General features: G+C 55.9%; 15 protein-coding genes. 14 read left to right on the plus strand and 1 reads right to left on the minus strand.

The annotated features are described in order from the left end of the window. Positions 1–6 precede the first annotated feature (6 nt). Entirely contained in the window at positions 7–381 is a 375-nt protein-coding gene (locus RMS95_RS13045) for a polymer-forming cytoskeletal protein (RefSeq protein WP_104797777.1), read from the minus strand. Positions 382–665: 284 nt separating this feature from the next. On the opposite strand from RMS95_RS13045, the gene RMS95_RS13050 reads away from it, so the two are divergent. The 14 genes from RMS95_RS13050 (at position 666) to RMS95_RS13115 (ending at position 15,810) form a co-directional block, all read left to right on the plus strand. Then, positions 666–1,637: a tripartite tricarboxylate transporter substrate binding protein gene (locus RMS95_RS13050; protein WP_310646636.1), complete on the plus strand. Its 972-nt coding sequence runs from the start codon at positions 666–668 to the stop codon at positions 1,635–1,637. A 41-nt stretch (positions 1,638–1,678) separates the two neighbouring features. Continuing rightward, positions 1,679–3,049, plus strand: coding sequence for an MmgE/PrpD family protein (locus RMS95_RS13055; RefSeq protein WP_310646637.1), 1,371 nt, complete (start codon positions 1,679–1,681; stop codon positions 3,047–3,049). 56 nt (positions 3,050–3,105) lie between these two features. Next, positions 3,106–3,873, plus strand: a complete 768-nt coding sequence (locus RMS95_RS13060) for a FadR/GntR family transcriptional regulator (RefSeq protein ID WP_310646638.1) — start codon at positions 3,106–3,108, stop codon at positions 3,871–3,873. A 77-nt stretch (positions 3,874–3,950) separates the two neighbouring features. After that, on the plus strand, positions 3,951–4,874 hold the full coding sequence (gene ltnD, locus RMS95_RS13065; protein WP_310646639.1) for an L-threonate dehydrogenase: 924 nt from the start codon (positions 3,951–3,953) through the stop codon (positions 4,872–4,874). A gap of 49 nt (positions 4,875–4,923) precedes the next feature. Beyond that, entirely contained in the window at positions 4,924–5,889 is a 966-nt protein-coding gene (locus RMS95_RS13070; protein WP_310646640.1) for a TRAP transporter substrate-binding protein, read from the plus strand. 97 nt (positions 5,890–5,986) lie between these two features. Then, complete coding sequence (locus RMS95_RS13075) at positions 5,987–6,499, plus strand: TRAP transporter small permease (RefSeq protein WP_310646641.1); 513 nt, start codon at positions 5,987–5,989, stop codon at positions 6,497–6,499. 16 nt (positions 6,500–6,515) lie between these two features. Next, entirely contained in the window at positions 6,516–7,808 is a 1,293-nt protein-coding gene (locus RMS95_RS13080; RefSeq protein WP_310646642.1) for a TRAP transporter large permease, read from the plus strand. Positions 7,809–7,811: 3 nt separating this feature from the next. Next, positions 7,812–9,089, plus strand: a complete 1,278-nt coding sequence (gene otnK / locus RMS95_RS13085) for a 3-oxo-tetronate kinase (RefSeq protein ID WP_310646643.1) — start codon at positions 7,812–7,814, stop codon at positions 9,087–9,089. A gap of 12 nt (positions 9,090–9,101) precedes the next feature. Continuing rightward, on the plus strand, positions 9,102–9,794 hold the full coding sequence (locus RMS95_RS13090; protein WP_310646644.1) for an aldolase: 693 nt from the start codon (positions 9,102–9,104) through the stop codon (positions 9,792–9,794). A gap of 9 nt (positions 9,795–9,803) precedes the next feature. Then, the gene (gene otnI / locus RMS95_RS13095) at positions 9,804–10,649 is read left to right on the plus strand and encodes a 2-oxo-tetronate isomerase (RefSeq protein ID WP_310646645.1); all 846 of its coding nucleotides are present in this window, start codon (positions 9,804–9,806) and stop codon (positions 10,647–10,649) included. A 73-nt stretch (positions 10,650–10,722) separates the two neighbouring features. Then, positions 10,723–11,559: a shikimate dehydrogenase gene (locus RMS95_RS13100; protein WP_310646646.1), complete on the plus strand. Its 837-nt coding sequence runs from the start codon at positions 10,723–10,725 to the stop codon at positions 11,557–11,559. Between the two features lie 30 nt (positions 11,560–11,589). After that, positions 11,590–12,300, plus strand: coding sequence for a response regulator transcription factor (locus RMS95_RS13105; RefSeq protein WP_310646647.1), 711 nt, complete (start codon positions 11,590–11,592; stop codon positions 12,298–12,300). Continuing rightward, positions 12,293–13,639, plus strand: coding sequence for a FecR domain-containing protein (locus tag RMS95_RS13110; RefSeq protein ID WP_310646648.1), 1,347 nt, complete (start codon positions 12,293–12,295; stop codon positions 13,637–13,639). The genes RMS95_RS13105 and RMS95_RS13110 overlap by 8 nt, the downstream gene beginning before the upstream one ends. Continuing rightward, positions 13,636–15,810: a CHASE2 domain-containing protein gene (locus tag RMS95_RS13115; protein WP_310646649.1), complete on the plus strand. Its 2,175-nt coding sequence runs from the start codon at positions 13,636–13,638 to the stop codon at positions 15,808–15,810. The genes RMS95_RS13110 and RMS95_RS13115 overlap by 4 nt, the downstream gene beginning before the upstream one ends. Positions 15,811–15,963 lie beyond the last annotated feature (153 nt).

Consider the following 15,963-nt stretch of genomic DNA (forward strand, 5'->3'; position numbering starts at 1 on the left):
AGTGTTTTAGGCTGCGGAAGCTGTCGCGCCCATTTGAATAGCAGGACCATCAGCACCTTGGCTCAAAGTACCTTCGATTTCGCCGCCTTTTTCAATTTCAATTTCAGAATATTGAACTTTGCCAGCAATCTTGCCGGTCGAACGCACGATGAGGCTTTTTTCACTGATGATGGTGTTGTGGAGTTGGCCACGCACATCAATCACTTTGGCTGAAACGCGGCCTGTGATTTTGCCAGTTGGGCCAATCAAGACCTCTTCTGCCGTTAAATCGCCCTCAATAACACCGTTCACGATGGCTTTAGAAGGCACAGTAAATGTGCCTCTCACGACAACACCGTCACCGATAACAACACTCTCTAGCGAATCAGATTGATTAGACATATGAACTCCTTGCCAAAATTTTAGCAAACAAACTATCAAAAACTACATACTATCAATTTTATTATTGACGAGTTGTAGTTAAAAAATCTCGCAGGTAGCAAGCAATTATAACAATATTTAGAAGTTTTAATACAACGTATGACTTATTAAATGAGAGAACTACAAAATCATGCAATTCCGCGATAACCCTTCATGACTGTCACCTGCAGTACTTTACAGATTTTGTTATGCAACCAAAGGCCTCACACTGCGCGTATTAAAAAAGACAAAAAGGGGACAAAGGCATGAAAAGACGCGAACTTATATTAGGGGCACCACTCACGTTAGGGCTTTCTGGCCTTGGCTTGGCGCAGGGCGCTTACCCCAGCAAACCCATTCGTTTTATCGTGCCTGTGGCCGCGGGAGGCGGCTCGGACATGATCGGTCGTGCCGTGTGTGAACGCCTAGGCCGCGTTTTGGGTCAAGCCATGGTCGTCGACAACCTGAGCGGCGGGGGCGGCGTGATTGCGTCGCAAACCACCGCACGTGCCACACCCGATGGCTACACCCTGATGCAAGGTTACGTCGCCACCCATGGCACCGCCCCTGCCACGCGCAAACTGCCATACGACGCGGTGAAAGACTTCACCGCCATTGGCATGGTGGGCAGCACGCCCAACGTGCTGTGCGTGAACTCAGCCTTGCCTATTCAAGATGTCAAAAGCTTTTTGGACTACACACGCAAAAATCCAGGCAAAGTGTCTTACGGCTCCGCGGGAGCCGGATCACTGACACACATGACGGCCGAGTTGTTCAAATTGCAAACGGGCGCCTTCATGGTCCACATTCCTTACCGAGGCATCGCACCCGCCATCACCGATTTAATGTCAGGCCAAACCCAAGCCATGTTTCCGGGCTTGGCGGCCGCTTTGCCACACCTGCGTGGCGGACGCATTCGTGCGCTGGCCGTCACAGGCTCACAACGTCACCCCTTGCTCAAAGACATCCCAACGCTCGAAGAAGCCGGCTTGAAAGGGTTTGATGCGCAACAGTGGTACGGGATTGTTGGCCCAGCCAACATGCCACCGGCCATCGTCAAACAACTCAACGACGGTTTGGCTAAAGTACTCGCCCAACCCGACTTCAAAGACAAACTGTCAGCAGAAGCCGTTGAGCTCATGCCCATGACACCCGAAACCTTTGCCAACTACATGAAAACCGACATCGCGCGCTGGAGTGCCTTGGCCAAAGAGCGCGGCATCTTGCTCGACGCCTAACCCTTTTCTTTTTTTCCTTTCTCAACTTCACAACCTCTGCTATGGCTATCAACACCACCGTCGCTGCCGACCACAACGCCCCTCCCATCACGCAAATCTTGGCCAACTTTGTCGCCAACCATCCCTCCAAAGGATGGAGCGATGCCGTCGACCATGAAGCACACCGCACCTTTTTGAATTGGCTGGGCTGCGCCGTGGGTGCCGCAGACCACGCGGCTGCCCGTGCAGCTTTGGCCGCGGTGCAAATGTTTGAACCCTCCAAACAAGCCAGCATTGCGGGCCGCAAAGACCGTGTCGACATGGGCAGCGCCGCACTGATCAACGGCATCACCTCACACACCTTTGACTTTGATGACACCCACCTCAAAACCATCATTCACCCCGCAGGCCCTGTCGCCTCTGCGCTGCTGCCACTCGCCGAACACTTAGGCTCAACCGGCCGCGAAGTGATTGACGCCTTGGTCTTGGGCATTGACGTGGCCTGCCGCATGGGCAACACCGTCTACCCCAACCACTATGACCGCGGCTGGCACATCACCGGCACCACCGGCATGTTGGGATCGGCCGCTGCTTGCGCACGTTTGCTCAAACTCAACACCGAACAAACCGCCATGGCTTTGGGCATTGCAGCGTCTCAGCCCATCGGTCTGCGCGAACAATTCGGCACCATGACCAAACCGTTCCACCCAGGCGCAGCAGCCCGCGCAGGTTTGATGTCAGCGCTGTTGGCCAAACAAGGCTTCACCGCCAGCCCCAAAGCGCTGGAAGCGCCACGCGGCTGGGCCCAAGTGGTGTCTGACAAATACGACTGGACCGAAGTCACCCACGAGTTGGGCGAGCGCTTTGAAATCAGCTTCAACACCTACAAGCCCTTTGCTTGCGGCATCGTGATTCACCCCAGCATCGACGCTTGCGTCCAACTGCGCGAGCAAGGCGTCAAGGCCGAAGACGTGGAACGCATCGAACTGCGCGTGCATTCGCTCGTGCTGGAGTTGACGGGTAAAAAGGAGCCCAAAGATGGCTTGCAAGGCAAATTCAGCGTCTACCACGGGTGTGCCGCTGGCTTGATCTTTGGCCGCGCCGCCGAAGAGGAGTTTGACGACCACATCGTCACCCGCGCCGATGTCGTGGCCTTGCGCAACAAAGTACAAGCCACGGTGGACAACAACGTGCGGGAAGAAAGCGCCGACGTCACCGCCTTCCTCAAAGATGGCCGCCAGGTGCATGTGTTTGTTGAACACGCGATTGGCTCATTGCACCGCCCCATGAGTGATGCGGCACTGGAAGCCAAATTCCACGGCATGAGCGACGCTGTACTGGGTGCCGACACAACCAACGCCCTGCTCCAAGCGTGTTGGAAGCTGGGTGACGCCAAAGACGTGCGCCAAGTCACTGCCCTGACCACGCCTTAAACCACTGCAAAACGTGCCCCCATTTCTGCGATGATCGCAGGAATGGATGCATTTGTATGACAACTTCTTTCACCCCCATCGTCTCCTCTGAGCGCTTGTCGGTACAAGTGGCGCAGCGGCTTGAAAACGAAATTCGTGAAGGGCGTCTCAGCCCCGGCGAGAAGCTGCCCACCGAAGCCAAGCTCGTCGAGCTGTTCAAAGTCAGCCGCACCGTGGTGCGCGAGGCTTTGTCGCGCTTGAAATCGATTGGCTTGGTGGAGTCACGCCAAGGCAGTGGCGTGTTTGTGCATCACCAAGCGGCATTTGAACCACTTAACTTTGATCCGCGCTTGGCCGACTCGCGTGAAGCGGTGCTTCAAATCGTTGAAGTTAGACGCGCACTCGAAGCCGAATGCGCCCAACTTGCAGCCACGAACCGCAGCACGAGTGACATCCTCCATCTGCAACAGGCCCTCGCTGCGCTAGATCTGGCGGTGGCAGACGGCAAAGATGGCGTCGAAGAAGATGTGCTGTTTCACCAAGCCATCGCGAAAGCGGCAGGCAACCCATTTCTCATCGGCACGCTCGACTTTCTTGCACAATTTTTACGCGGAGGCACGCAAGTCACACGCGCCAACGAGGCGCGTCGCGCAGACTTCGCCCAAGCGGTGCGCCAAGAGCACCACGCCATCGTGAGAGCCATCGTCGACGGCGATGCCAAACAAGCCCACCGCTTGGCCACGCTGCACATGCGCAACGCGGCCAAGCGCATTCAGCAAGCAGACAACAGCTTCTGGCAACAAGAAGGCAGCGTCTTGGCACAGGTTTTGATCCCCAAAAATTAAGGGTAAGTCCTAGAAAAATGCACCGAAATTGGCCCAGAAACTTGTATGACAATCACACCAATTTCTGAAATCACGTTATGTCACACACACATTTGAAGGTCGGTTTAATCGGGTTAGGCGCCATGGGCAAAGGTATGGCGGGCTCGCTGCGCCGTGCTGGTTTTGCGCCGCATGTCTATGACGTCCGCGCAGAAGCCGCCCAAGACTTTGCCAAAGACGGTGGACACGCCTGTGCGAATTTGGCCGAACTCGGCGCCCACTGCGATGTGGTGGTGTCGGTTGTGGTGAATGCCGCGCAAACCGAAGAAGTGTTGTTTGGCAAAAACGGGGACGGCACCGGATGTGCCGCCACCATGAAGCCCGGCAGCGTCTTTGTGATGTGCTCGACCGTAGACCCCAACTGGTCTGTCGCGCTCGAAGCGCGTCTCGAAAAACTGGGCCTGCTGTATGTGGACGCCCCCATCTCTGGCGGTGCAGCCAAAGCGGCCAGCGGTGACATGACCATGATGACCGCCGCCAAACCCGAGGCCTATGCCCTGTGCGAACCCATGCTCAACGCCATGGCTGCCAAAGTCTACAAACTGGGCGACCACGCAGGCGCGGGCAGCAAAGTCAAGATCATCAACCAACTGCTCGCAGGCGTGCACATCGCGGCTGCGGCAGAGGCCATGGCCTTGGGCCTGCGCGAAGGTGTGGCGCCAGAAGCCTTGTACGAGGTGATCACCCACAGCGCAGGCAACAGCTGGATGTTTGAAAACCGCATGGCCCATGTGCTCGCGGGTGACTACACGCCTTTGTCTGCCGTCGATATTTTCGTCAAAGACTTAGGACTGGTGCTCGACATGGCCCGCGTCAGCAAGTTTCCCCTGCCGCTCTCCAGCACCGCACATCAAATGTTCATGCAGGCGTCTACCGCGGGTTTTGCGCGCGAAGACGACAGCGCCGTGATCAAAATCTTCCCTGGCATCGAACTGCCGAGCGCGAAAACCCCGAGTGCTTGAGCCGCATTCCGTGTTCATAATTCAGCAAATTTTTAAAAGGAGACAACCCATGAAACATTCCCTGATTGCCTTGAGCTTGTTGGCCGCCGGTATCACTGGCGTCCAAGCGCAAACTGTTCTGAAAATTGGATACGCCACCACCCAAGCCTCGCACTACGGCGTGGGCAGCACCGCGTTTTGTGACGAAGTTGAAAAAGGTACACAAGGTCGCTACAAGTGCCAACAATTCCCAAGCAGTGCCTTGGGCGGCGAGCGCGAAATGATTGAAGCCGTGCAACTGGGCACCTTGGACTTGGTCAACACCTCCACAGGCCCCGTCGGCAACTTTGTGCCTGAAGTCAAAATTGTGGACATCCCATTCCTGTTCCGTGACTACGACCACGCGCGCAAAGTCATGGACGGCCCCATCGGCCAAGACATCTTGACCAAGTTCCCAGCCAAAGGCTTGGTGGCCCTGTCGTGGACCGAAAACGGTTTCCGCCACATGACCAACAGCAAGCATGCCATCGTCAAGCCAGAAGATGCAGCGGGCTTGAAGATGCGCACCATGGAAAACAAAGTGCACATGGACGGCTACCGTGCGTTTGGCATTCAGCCCACGCCCATGGCCTTCCCTGAAGTGTTTGGTGCGTTGCAACAAGGCACTGTGGACGGTCAAGAAAACCCAATTCCCGTGATCTTGGCGTCCAAGTTCTCGCAAGTGCAAAAGCATTTGTCACTGACCGGCCACGTCTATTCGCCCGCTTTGCTGATTACTTCACCACGTTTGATGAACAAACTCAGTGACGCAGACAAAAAGGTGTTTTACGCAGCCGCCAAGAGTGCCACCGTGGCTCAACGCAAAAAGGTCAACGAAGACGAAAACAACGGCATCGCCCAACTTGAAAAAGACGGCATGACCGTGGTTCGCAAAGTGGACGGCCAAGCCTTCCGCAACGCACTGCGTGATGTGTACGCCAGCTACTCCAAAGAGTTTGGCGCTGACAACATTCGCAAAATCCAAGACGTCAAATAAGACGGCAGCCCTTTCGAGGGCTGACATTCCAGGCGGGGGCACACGCGTTCAGGCGCGAAAGGCCACCCGCTTTTTTTAAGTCGCTAAGGCATGTCCTATGAAAACCTTTGAACACTACTTTGTGGCCACCAATCGGTGGATGCTCATCATCATGCTGGCCGTGATGTCGGTCATCATCTTTGCCAACGTGGTGCTGCGCTACTCCACCAACGTGTCCATCGAATGGGCCGAAGAAGTGGCTCGCCATTTGATGATTTGGCTCACATTCATTGGCTGCGGGCCTGTCTTGCGCTACGGCGGTCACATTGCCGTTGAAAACCTGCAAGATAACTTGCCTCGCCCCATGGCCATCGCCATTCGCGCATTCATCGCGGTTTTACTGACCGGCTTGTTTGTGTTTTTCACGTGGTACGGCATTGAGTACATGGACCGCACGCAGTACCAGCAAACGCCAGCCACGCAAATTTCGTTTGCCTACATTTATGCCGCATTGCCGATTGGCGCTGCCATGACTCTTATTCATTGGTTGTTGATCGTGCGTGACTATGTGCTCGAGCGCAAGTTCGCCTCTGACGCCCACTTTGACGCCACTGCCAGCGCGTCGCTCTGACCTTGATTGCACACTTATGAACGCCAGCGTCATCCTTCTCATTTCTGCCTGCATCTATCTTGCTGTGGGTGTGCCTGTGGCTTTTGCTTTAGGGCTTTCTACCGTCACCGCCTTGTTGGTGTCGGGCAACTTTCCGCTGCTTGTGCTGCTGAAAGAAACCTTCACCGGCGTGGACAGCTTCCCGCTGATGGCCGTGCCGTTTTTCATCTTGGCGGCTGAGTTGATGAGCGGCGGTTCGCTCACCGAAGTGCTGCTGAAGTTTGCGGGCCAATTTGTGGGCCACAAACGCGGTGGCTTGGGCTACACCAACGTGGTCTCGCTCACCTTCTTCTCGGGCATTTCTGGTTCGGCTTTGGCCGATGCCGCAGGCCCCGGCTCCATGCTGATTCGCATGATGGACAAAGCGGGCTACGGCCGTGCTTACGCCGCCGCTTTGACCGCATCGACCGCCATCGTGGGCCCCATCATTCCGCCCTCGATCATCATGATCATTTATGCCTTGGCCGATGACAACGTCTCGGTCGGTGCCTTGTTTGTGGCGGGCATCATCCCTGGCATCTTGATTGCTGTGGCCATGTGCGTGGTCAACTGGCATGTCTCCAAAGTACGCAACTACAAGGGTGACGACGAACAACCCAGCGGCAAAGAAATGTGGCTCACCACCTGGAAAGCCACACCGGCTATTTTGCTGCCCGTGTTGATTTTGGGCGGCATGCGTTCGGGTTGGTTCACCCCCACTGAAGCCTCGGTCGTGGCCGTGTTCTACGCCCTGCTCTGCGGCAAATATGTGTACCGCACTTTGGAGTGGAAAGCCGTGCCAGACATCTTGGCGCGCTCGGCCATGTTGACCGCATCGGTGCTGTTGATCATCGGCATGTCGGCCTCATTCGCTTGGATCTTGACGATTGAAGGCGTGCCTCAAATCGTGGCCGGTTGGATTGCAGACATGCACCTCTCGCCTTGGATGTTCTTGATCGTCATCAACGTGTTCTTGCTGCTGTTTGGCATCTTCATTGAACCGTTGCCAGGCGTGATGGTGTTGGTCCCCATCTTGGCCCCTGTGGCGGCCAAAGTGGGCATTGACCCGATTCACTTCGCGATGGTGGTGATTTACAACCTCACGCTGGGCATGATCACGCCCCCAGTCGGCGGCTTGCTGTTCGTCACGTCCAACGTGTCACGCGTGCCCTTGTCTGACTTGACCCGTGAATTGACGCCCTTCTTGTGGGCACACGGCGTGGTTTTGGTGGTCTTGACCTTTGTGCCAGCTTTGAGCAACTGGCTGCCACATGTGATGGGATTCCAATAAGCCATGGCGAAGCAGATTCACCTCGGCTGCATTGCCGATGACTTCACAGGCGCGACTGACCTCGCCAATAACTTGGTTCGTGCGGGCATGCGTGTGGTGCAAACCATTGGCGTGCCGACCGAACCGTTGGCTGCCGATGTCGACGCGGTGGTCGTTGCCCTGAAGTCGCGCACCATTGCACCCGCAGATGCGATTGCCCAGTCGTTGGCAGCGCTGACGTGGTTGCAAGCGCAAGGCGCGCAGCAGATCTATTTCAAATACTGCTCCACCTTTGACAGCACGCCCACCGGCAACATTGGCCCCGTCACCGAGGCGTTGATGCACGCCTTAAAGACCGACTTCACCATTGCCACGCCTGCGTTCCCTGACAACGGTCGCACCGTGTTCAAAGGCTATTTGTTCGTGGGTGATGTGCTGCTCAATGAGTCCAGCATGAAGGACCACCCGCTGACGCCCATGACCGATGCCAACTTGGTTCGCGTCATGCAAGCGCAATGTCAAGCCAAGGTCGGCCTGATCGACCACCGCAGCGTGGCACAAGGCCCCGCAGCGGTGCAACAACGCATCGCCGATTTGAAGAGCCAAGGCATCACCATTGCCGTGGTGGATGCTGTGTCCAACGACGACTTGCTCAAACTCGGGCCGGCCTTGAAAGGCATGCCGTTGGTGACGGCAGGTTCCGGCGTGGCCATTGGTTTACCCGCTAACTTTGGGCTCAGCCCCACCCCCCAATCAAGCACCTTGCCTCACGCGCAAGGCTTGCAAGCGGTGGTGTCGGGCAGCTGCTCGCAGGCCACCCTTCGCCAAGTGGCGCATTTCCAAGCCTCAGGTCGCCCCGCGTTGGCGGTAGACCCCTTGGCATTGGCACGCAGCGCGCAAGGCGGTGCCGATGTCGTGGCCAGAGCCTTGGCTTGGGCGCAGCCCCACTTGAATTCGGGCCCCGTGCTGATCTACTCCTCCGCCGCCCCCGATGCCGTGAAGGCGGCGCAAGCACAGTTGGGCGTGGAAGAAGCAGGCCTCTTGGTCGAACGCACCATGGCCGCGATTGCCAACGGCTTGGTCGCGCTTGGCGTCCAGCAACTCGTGGTTGCGGGTGGTGAAACCTCAGGCGCTTGCGTGCAAGCCCTGCACATCGACCAGCTGCAAATTGGCCCGCAAATTGACCCCGGCGTGCCGTGGTGCCATGCGCACACGCCACATGGCGCGGTGCACCTGACCTTGAAGTCTGGCAACTTTGGCACAGACGATTTCTTCACCAAAGCCTTTGCACAACTGGCGTGATCGGCCGTTTTTATGAGCGCACTCACTGAACACCAAGCCCGTGAAGAGATGTGCCGCGTGGGCCAAAGCTTGTTTGCGCGCGGCTATGTGCACGCGACAGCGGGCAACATCAGCGTGCGTCTAGACGATGGCTTTTTGATCACCCCAACCGACGCGTGTTTGGGGTTTTTAGACCCCGCGCGGTTGTCCAAACTCAACCTCCAGGGCGAGCAAATCAGCGGCGACAAGGCCAGCAAAACCATCGCGCTCCACACCCGCATTTATGCAGCAGCGCAGCAGTTTGACGTGCACACCCGATGCGTGATTCACACCCACAGCACCCACTGTGTGGCGCTCACGCTGCACGATGGTTTGATCAACACCGCAGTGGACACGCGCGAACTGCTGCCCGCGGTCACGCCCTACTTCGTGATGAAAGTGGGGCATGTGCCGGTGATCGACTACCACCGCCCAGGTGCAGTGCCTGCAGCAGACGCCGTCGAACGCGCCATCTTGCATTACGGCCAGCAAGGCACGCCGATTCGAGCGGTCATGCTGTCACGCTTAGGCCCCAATGTGTGGCACGACAGCCCCGCCTCAGCCATGGCAATCTTGGAAGAGTTGGAAGAAACCGCGCGTTTGGTGCAGCTGAGTGCACACCCTATTTCACCCTTGTCACAGCCCCAACTTCAAGAACTGCGCGACGCCTTTGGCGCGCGCTGGTAAGGACACCCCATGCCTCAATTTGCCGCCAACCTTTCCATGATGTACCCCGAGTTGCCGTTTTTGGACCGCTTTGAAGCGGCAGCCCAAGACGGTTTCACCGCGGTGGAGTACTTGTTTCCCTACGCTTTTGCCAAAGAAGAATTGGCAGCACGCCTCAAAGACCACCAGCTGCAACAAGTGCTGTTCAACGCCCCACCCGGTGGCACCGATGCAGCCAGCATCGATGCGGCGTGGAGCAGCAACACACGCGGCACGGCGAGCATCCCTGGGCGAGAAGCCGAGTTTCGTCAAGGCGTCGAACTGGCGCTGACCTATGCAGACACCTTGAATTGCCCTCGCATTCACCTGATGGCTGGCTTGCTGGGCGAAGGGCAGACACGCGCCAGCAACTTGAGCACCTACGTGTCCAACCTCCAATGGGCGACTACCCTGGCCGCCAAAGCGGGCCGCGATGTGTTGATTGAACCCATCAACACCCGCGACATTCCGGGCTTCTTTTTGAACCGCCAAGATCACGCACACGACATCATCGAGAAGGTGGGCGCCGACAACCTGAAGGTACAAATGGACCTGTACCACTGCCAAATCGTCGAGGGCGATGTGGCCACCAAGATCCGCCAATACCTGCCCACCGGACGTGTCGGGCACTTTCAAATCGCGGGCGTGCCTGAACGCCACGAGCCTGACATCGGCGAACTCAACTACCCGTACTTGTTTGATGTCATTGACGAGGTGTCAAAAGCTTGTGGCTGGCAAGGCTGGGTCGGTTGTGAATACAGGCCGCGTTTAGGCGGACAAGCCGGCGGCACATCGGCTGGGTTGAATTGGTTCAAAGCCGCACGCCAATCACGTTAACCCCGAACTCGCGTCGTCAGCGAAATGCGCCGTTCATTGGCTACCATTGCGGCTCTTTGACACTGAAAACAACATGGACAACACATTCATCATGGCTGGCGTCATGGGCTGGCCGGTGGCCCATTCACGCTCGCCGATCATCCACAACCACTGGATTCGCCAACACCAACTGCGTGGCGCCTATGGCCTGTTTCCAGTCGAACCTCACAACTTGGGTGATGCCATTCGCGGCCTCAAAGCCTTAGGACTCGCGGGCTGCAATCTGACCATTCCTCATAAAGTAGCAGCCATGTCTTACATGGACTGGGTGCAACCGTTGGCCCAACGCATGGGGGCGATCAACACCATCGTGGTGCAAGCCGATGGCGCTTTGCATGGTTTCAACAACGACGGTTTTGGCTACCTGCAAAGCTTGCGCGATGCCCAACCCCACTGGCGTGCCGATGCAGGCCCTATCGTGGTGCTGGGCGCAGGCGGTGCGGCACGGGCCATTGTGTTGAGCTTGATGGACGAAGGGGCTACCGAAATTCGCCTGATCAACCGCACGTTTGGCAAAGCACAGGCCTTGGCCGACGAGTTTGGCACGCCCGTGCAAGCCTTCGATTGGTCTGAACGCCACGCGGCGTTGGCCGGCGCAGCCTTGTTGGTCAACAGCACCAACCAAGGCATGCACGGCCAACCCGAATTGGATGTGCAACTTCACGAGTTGCCAATGACAGCGTTGGTCTCTGATGCGATTTACGTGCCATTAGAAACCCCTTTGTTAGCCGCAGCGCGACAGCGTGGCAATGCCACCGTGAATGGCTTGGGCATGCTGCTCAATCAAGCACGTCCTGCCTTCCATGCCTGGTTTGGCGTGATGCCCGACATCGATGACACGCTTGTAAAAGCATTAACCAAAACTTTGTAATTCACTACGTACGTCAATTAAAATGAATTGATGTATATAGGATTACTTGAAGACGAACCAGATCTCGCCCAGCATGTGCGCGAGATTTTGGAAGGCGCAGGCCATGCCGTCAGCACGTTCAACAATGGGGAAGACATGGTCAAGGCCATTGGTCGCGACACCATTGATTTGTTTGTGCTCGATTGGCGTGTACCGCGCCTATCAGGCTTTGAAGTCCTCAAACACATTCGTCAAGTCAAATCACTGCAAGAGCCTGTTCTATTTTTGACAAGTCGCTCAGATGAACTCGACATCACCGATGCGCTCAATGCAGGTGCCGATGATTACTGCGTCAAACCCGTTCGCCCCAAAGAGTTTTTAGCCCGTGTCGCGGCTTTGCTTCGCCGAACCTACCGCGATCGCAATGACGAAGAAAGCCTGCGCACCTTGCTGGACTACAAGTTCAACAAAGTGGCCAACACGGTCACCTTCCAAAACAAAACACAAACTTTGTCGGAAAAAGAATTCAAGCTGGCCTTGTTTTTGTTTGAAAACGCAGAACGCGCCATTTCACGTGAACGACTCACGCATGAGGTGTGGGGCAATGACATGCAAGCCCTGTCGCGAACGCTCGATGTGCACATCGCTTGGATTCGCAAAAAACTAGATTTATCGGCGACCTCAATGCGCCTGCGCCTGCGCCCCGTGCACGGCTACGGCTACCGATTGATGACCGTTCATGAAGGACATCCCGATGACTAGATTTTCTCTTCGCGCAGGCATCACATCCCTTGGCGCTATGGCGCTTTTCACCGCTCACGCACACGCCTCAAGCGTGTTACCGTCCGATGAAGCGCAAGATTTGATTGTCTACAAAGTGAAATCTGGTGACACCCTGCTCGAGCTGTCGCGCAAGTATTTCGTATCTTCGGCGGGCATCAGCCAAGTCGCACGTATCAACCAACTTCAAGATGCCGACCGCATCACGGTCGGACAAAGTTTGTCCATTCCTCGCCAAAGCGTGAAGCACTGGACCTCGGTCGCACGCGTGATGGGCATGTCATGCGCCAGCAGCTACACCGCAGAGCAAGGCAACACGCGGCTGACGGTCGGCACGCCATTACACGAGGGCGCCTTGCTCAAAGTTCCCGCAGGCTGCCATACCGCCTTGCTGCTGGAAGACAGTTCCATCGTGCGCCTGCCCTCTGGCGCCGTGCTCAAACTCAGCACCTTGCGCAAGAACGCCCTTGAAAAAGCACCGGAAGTGCGCTTGGAGCTGGCCACTGGCCGCGTGGAACTGGAGGTCATGAAAGAGCGCTCGCCGCTGACGCCTTTTGAGATTCGAACGCCACGCTCGGTGATGGGCGTGCGAGGTACACAATTTCGTGTCGGCTTTTCACCAGACACCCAAGGCAGCTTGGTCGAGGTCACCCAAGGCGTTGTCAAAACGCAAGGTACAGCCGATGCTGAATCTGTCGATTTAACGCAAGGCATGGGCGTCACCATCGATGCATCAGGCAAGGCCTCTGCCCCCGAAGCTTTGCTGCCAGCGCCTCGTTACGCCAGCTTTTCCAAGTCGCCCAATCACCCGACCGAACTGTCGGTACAGCTGCAGCACATGGACAACGCGGGTAGCTTTCAAGCGGACATCGCCACCACCGCGAATTTGAGCGGATTGAGACGAACGCAGCAATGGGCTAACCCTGAATTCAAAATCGACCAATTGATCAACCAAGCGATGTTCTATCAAGTCGCGGCGATTTCAAAAAACGGACTTTTAGGCACGCCTGCACTGATGGCCTTTTGTGCCGCCCCCGTCAGCGCAGAACAAGCACGATGCAGCGCCGTATTTGAAACACCACTGGCCGAAGGTGCATCCATTACCTTCACACTCAATCGGCAAAATGCAGCGGCCCACCAAGAGGTCATTCGCACCGGCCATCTGACAGCGGTCAATGGGAAATTTGCTGTGAAAGACCTGCAGCCCGGTCATTACAGCTGGTCACTGTCGTACCCCTTAGCGAAAGCCTCTGCGGATCAGGCTGGCGTCTATCAGAGCGGTGCTTTCGAATTGATTGCGCTCCCCACGGCGGCCCCGTGAATACCCGGCGCGAACAAAAGAGTCTGCTCCGGCAGGAATGGTGGCTCACCGCCATCGCGGTGCTGGCAATTCTGGCCGCGTTGGTATTTGCAGATTTGGCCCGTCCGTTTGGCAACGTGTTGTACGACCACTTGATGCGCTTGCATGGGTTCAAAGCAACCCAAGACATCGTGATCGTGGCCATCGATGATCGCTCGCTTGCAGAACTCGGAGGGTGGCCACTCAAACGCTCTCGCTACACACAGTTGCTGGAACGGTTGGACGATGACCGCTATCGCCCCAAAGCCATTGGGTTTGATTTGCTCTTTTTAGACCGAAGCAACCAAGACCCAGCCCTTGCCGAGCAAATGAAGCGCCACAACACCGTATTGCCGCTGGCGTTTGAACTTCAAAATGATGCCCAGCATCACTTCCGCCCCACGCCGCCTGTCGCACCACTCGACGATGCCGCAGCGCTGGGGCACATCAATGCTTTGTTTGATGTAGACGGCGTCATTCGAGGCGTGCAGGCCACAGAGCAGCAATGGCCACACTTTGCCTTAGCCCTGCAAGGAAAAGATGGCACAAGCGTCAAACCTTACCAGCGGTTTCGCATGGTCGATCCAAGCATTGGCTTTCCGTTGGTGTCACTGTCTGACGCCTTGATGTCCAATGCTTTTTTAAGCCTATTCAAAGACAAATACGTTTTGATCGGCGTCACAGCGCCCAGTCTTGGCGACCGCTACCCCACGCTCTACTCAGGCCAAAACAACGCCAGCACGCCAGGGGTTGCCATTTTGGCCAGCGTACTCAACGCCTCTCTGAACCACACCATGATCGACGTGGCCCCTGCATCCGTGGTGTTTGGGGTTTCGTGCCTCGCCATGATTCTGATGCTCTTGAGTTTGTTGATCTTGTCACCTCACCATGCTTTGGCATTTGCGGTCACGTTAATGACGATCAGCGTGGGCGCCAGCTATGCGGCCTCAGCGCAAGAAAACTACTGGCTCGACCCGACCGCATTTTTATTAGCCACGGTGGTCTTACAGCCACTTTGGGCTTGGGGGCGGCTTGATGCGATTGTGAATTTTGTACAAGAGAAGGCCACTTTATTACGTGAATTCAGACACACGCACCGCGTTCAACACGACATCGTCAACTCGCATGAAGTGGTCTTACAGCACGCCAAATTGCTAGATCACGCCATCGATTCAGTGCGCAGCGAACTGAACTTTCTTGCCGCCATCATTGACGAAATGCCCGACGCTGTGGTCATCTTCGACCAACACGATGAGCTACTGCTGAGCAACCAACGTATCAAACAACTGCTGGGGCAAGCCCACCTCAATCCAGGTAGCCAACGGTCCATATTTTTCGAAACCCTCAAGCTACCTCAACCCTTGGCAGAGTCAACAGCATCGCCTCCTTTTCAGCTAGAGACATCGATCGGTCTGCGAGACTTTTATTTAAAAAGTACCTCGGTCAATGCGCCCAACGGCGAAAGTTTTCATCTGTTAATTTTGTTAGACATCACAGAGCTGCGGCAATATCAAAATCAACGCGACCGAGCGCTGCAATTTTTGTCACACGATATGCGAACACCTCTCGCATCCATCATGTCGCTGACACGCCCACCAAAGGGGGGCGCTGAAGACCCTCAATCCCGTATACAACGGCAAAAAATTGTGCAGCACTCGCAAACACTGCTGCAGATGATGGACGACTTCATCCTCACCATCACAGCACAACAGCCTCACTACAGCCTGCAAACCGTGTTGGTGGACGAATTGCTCAACGATGCGATTGAGAAAGTACGCGACCTCGCTTTCAGCAAACAACTAAGCATCTTGGACGACAGTGAGGCTTTACCTCTGTTTGTGAAAGTCAACACCCGACTGATGGTACGAGCGTTGGTGAATTTATTGGTGAACGCTGTGAAGTTTTCACCGTCACAAAGCTGCATCACGCTGCAAATTCAACAACCTTGCGAGCAAAAAGTCAGCATCAGTCTCAAAAATACAGTCGCTACGCAAACAGACGAGCATCTGCTCACTGGATTTGGCCTTGGTTTAGATTTCATAGACACGGTGATCGTCAAACACAAAGGTCAGATTGAACGCCACATACCTGCACACGGTTTAGCCAATATCACCATCACACTGCCCTGTGAAGCAGCCGTACTTCAAGAATAAATTTACGTCAAATTAGGCGGATTCAAGGACGAAGTGCAACAAAGATGAACTGGTTATAGGTGGCTGAGGATGCGAGAGCATCATGGCCGCTTTAACCGCCAAATCGAAATTGCCCAATGTACAAGCACCTCAGCCGAGAAGAACGATACCAAA

It is taken from the genome of Limnohabitans sp. (genome assembly GCF_031539175.1).
In the GTDB taxonomy this organism is placed as follows: Bacteria; Pseudomonadota; Gammaproteobacteria; order Burkholderiales; family Burkholderiaceae_C; genus Limnohabitans.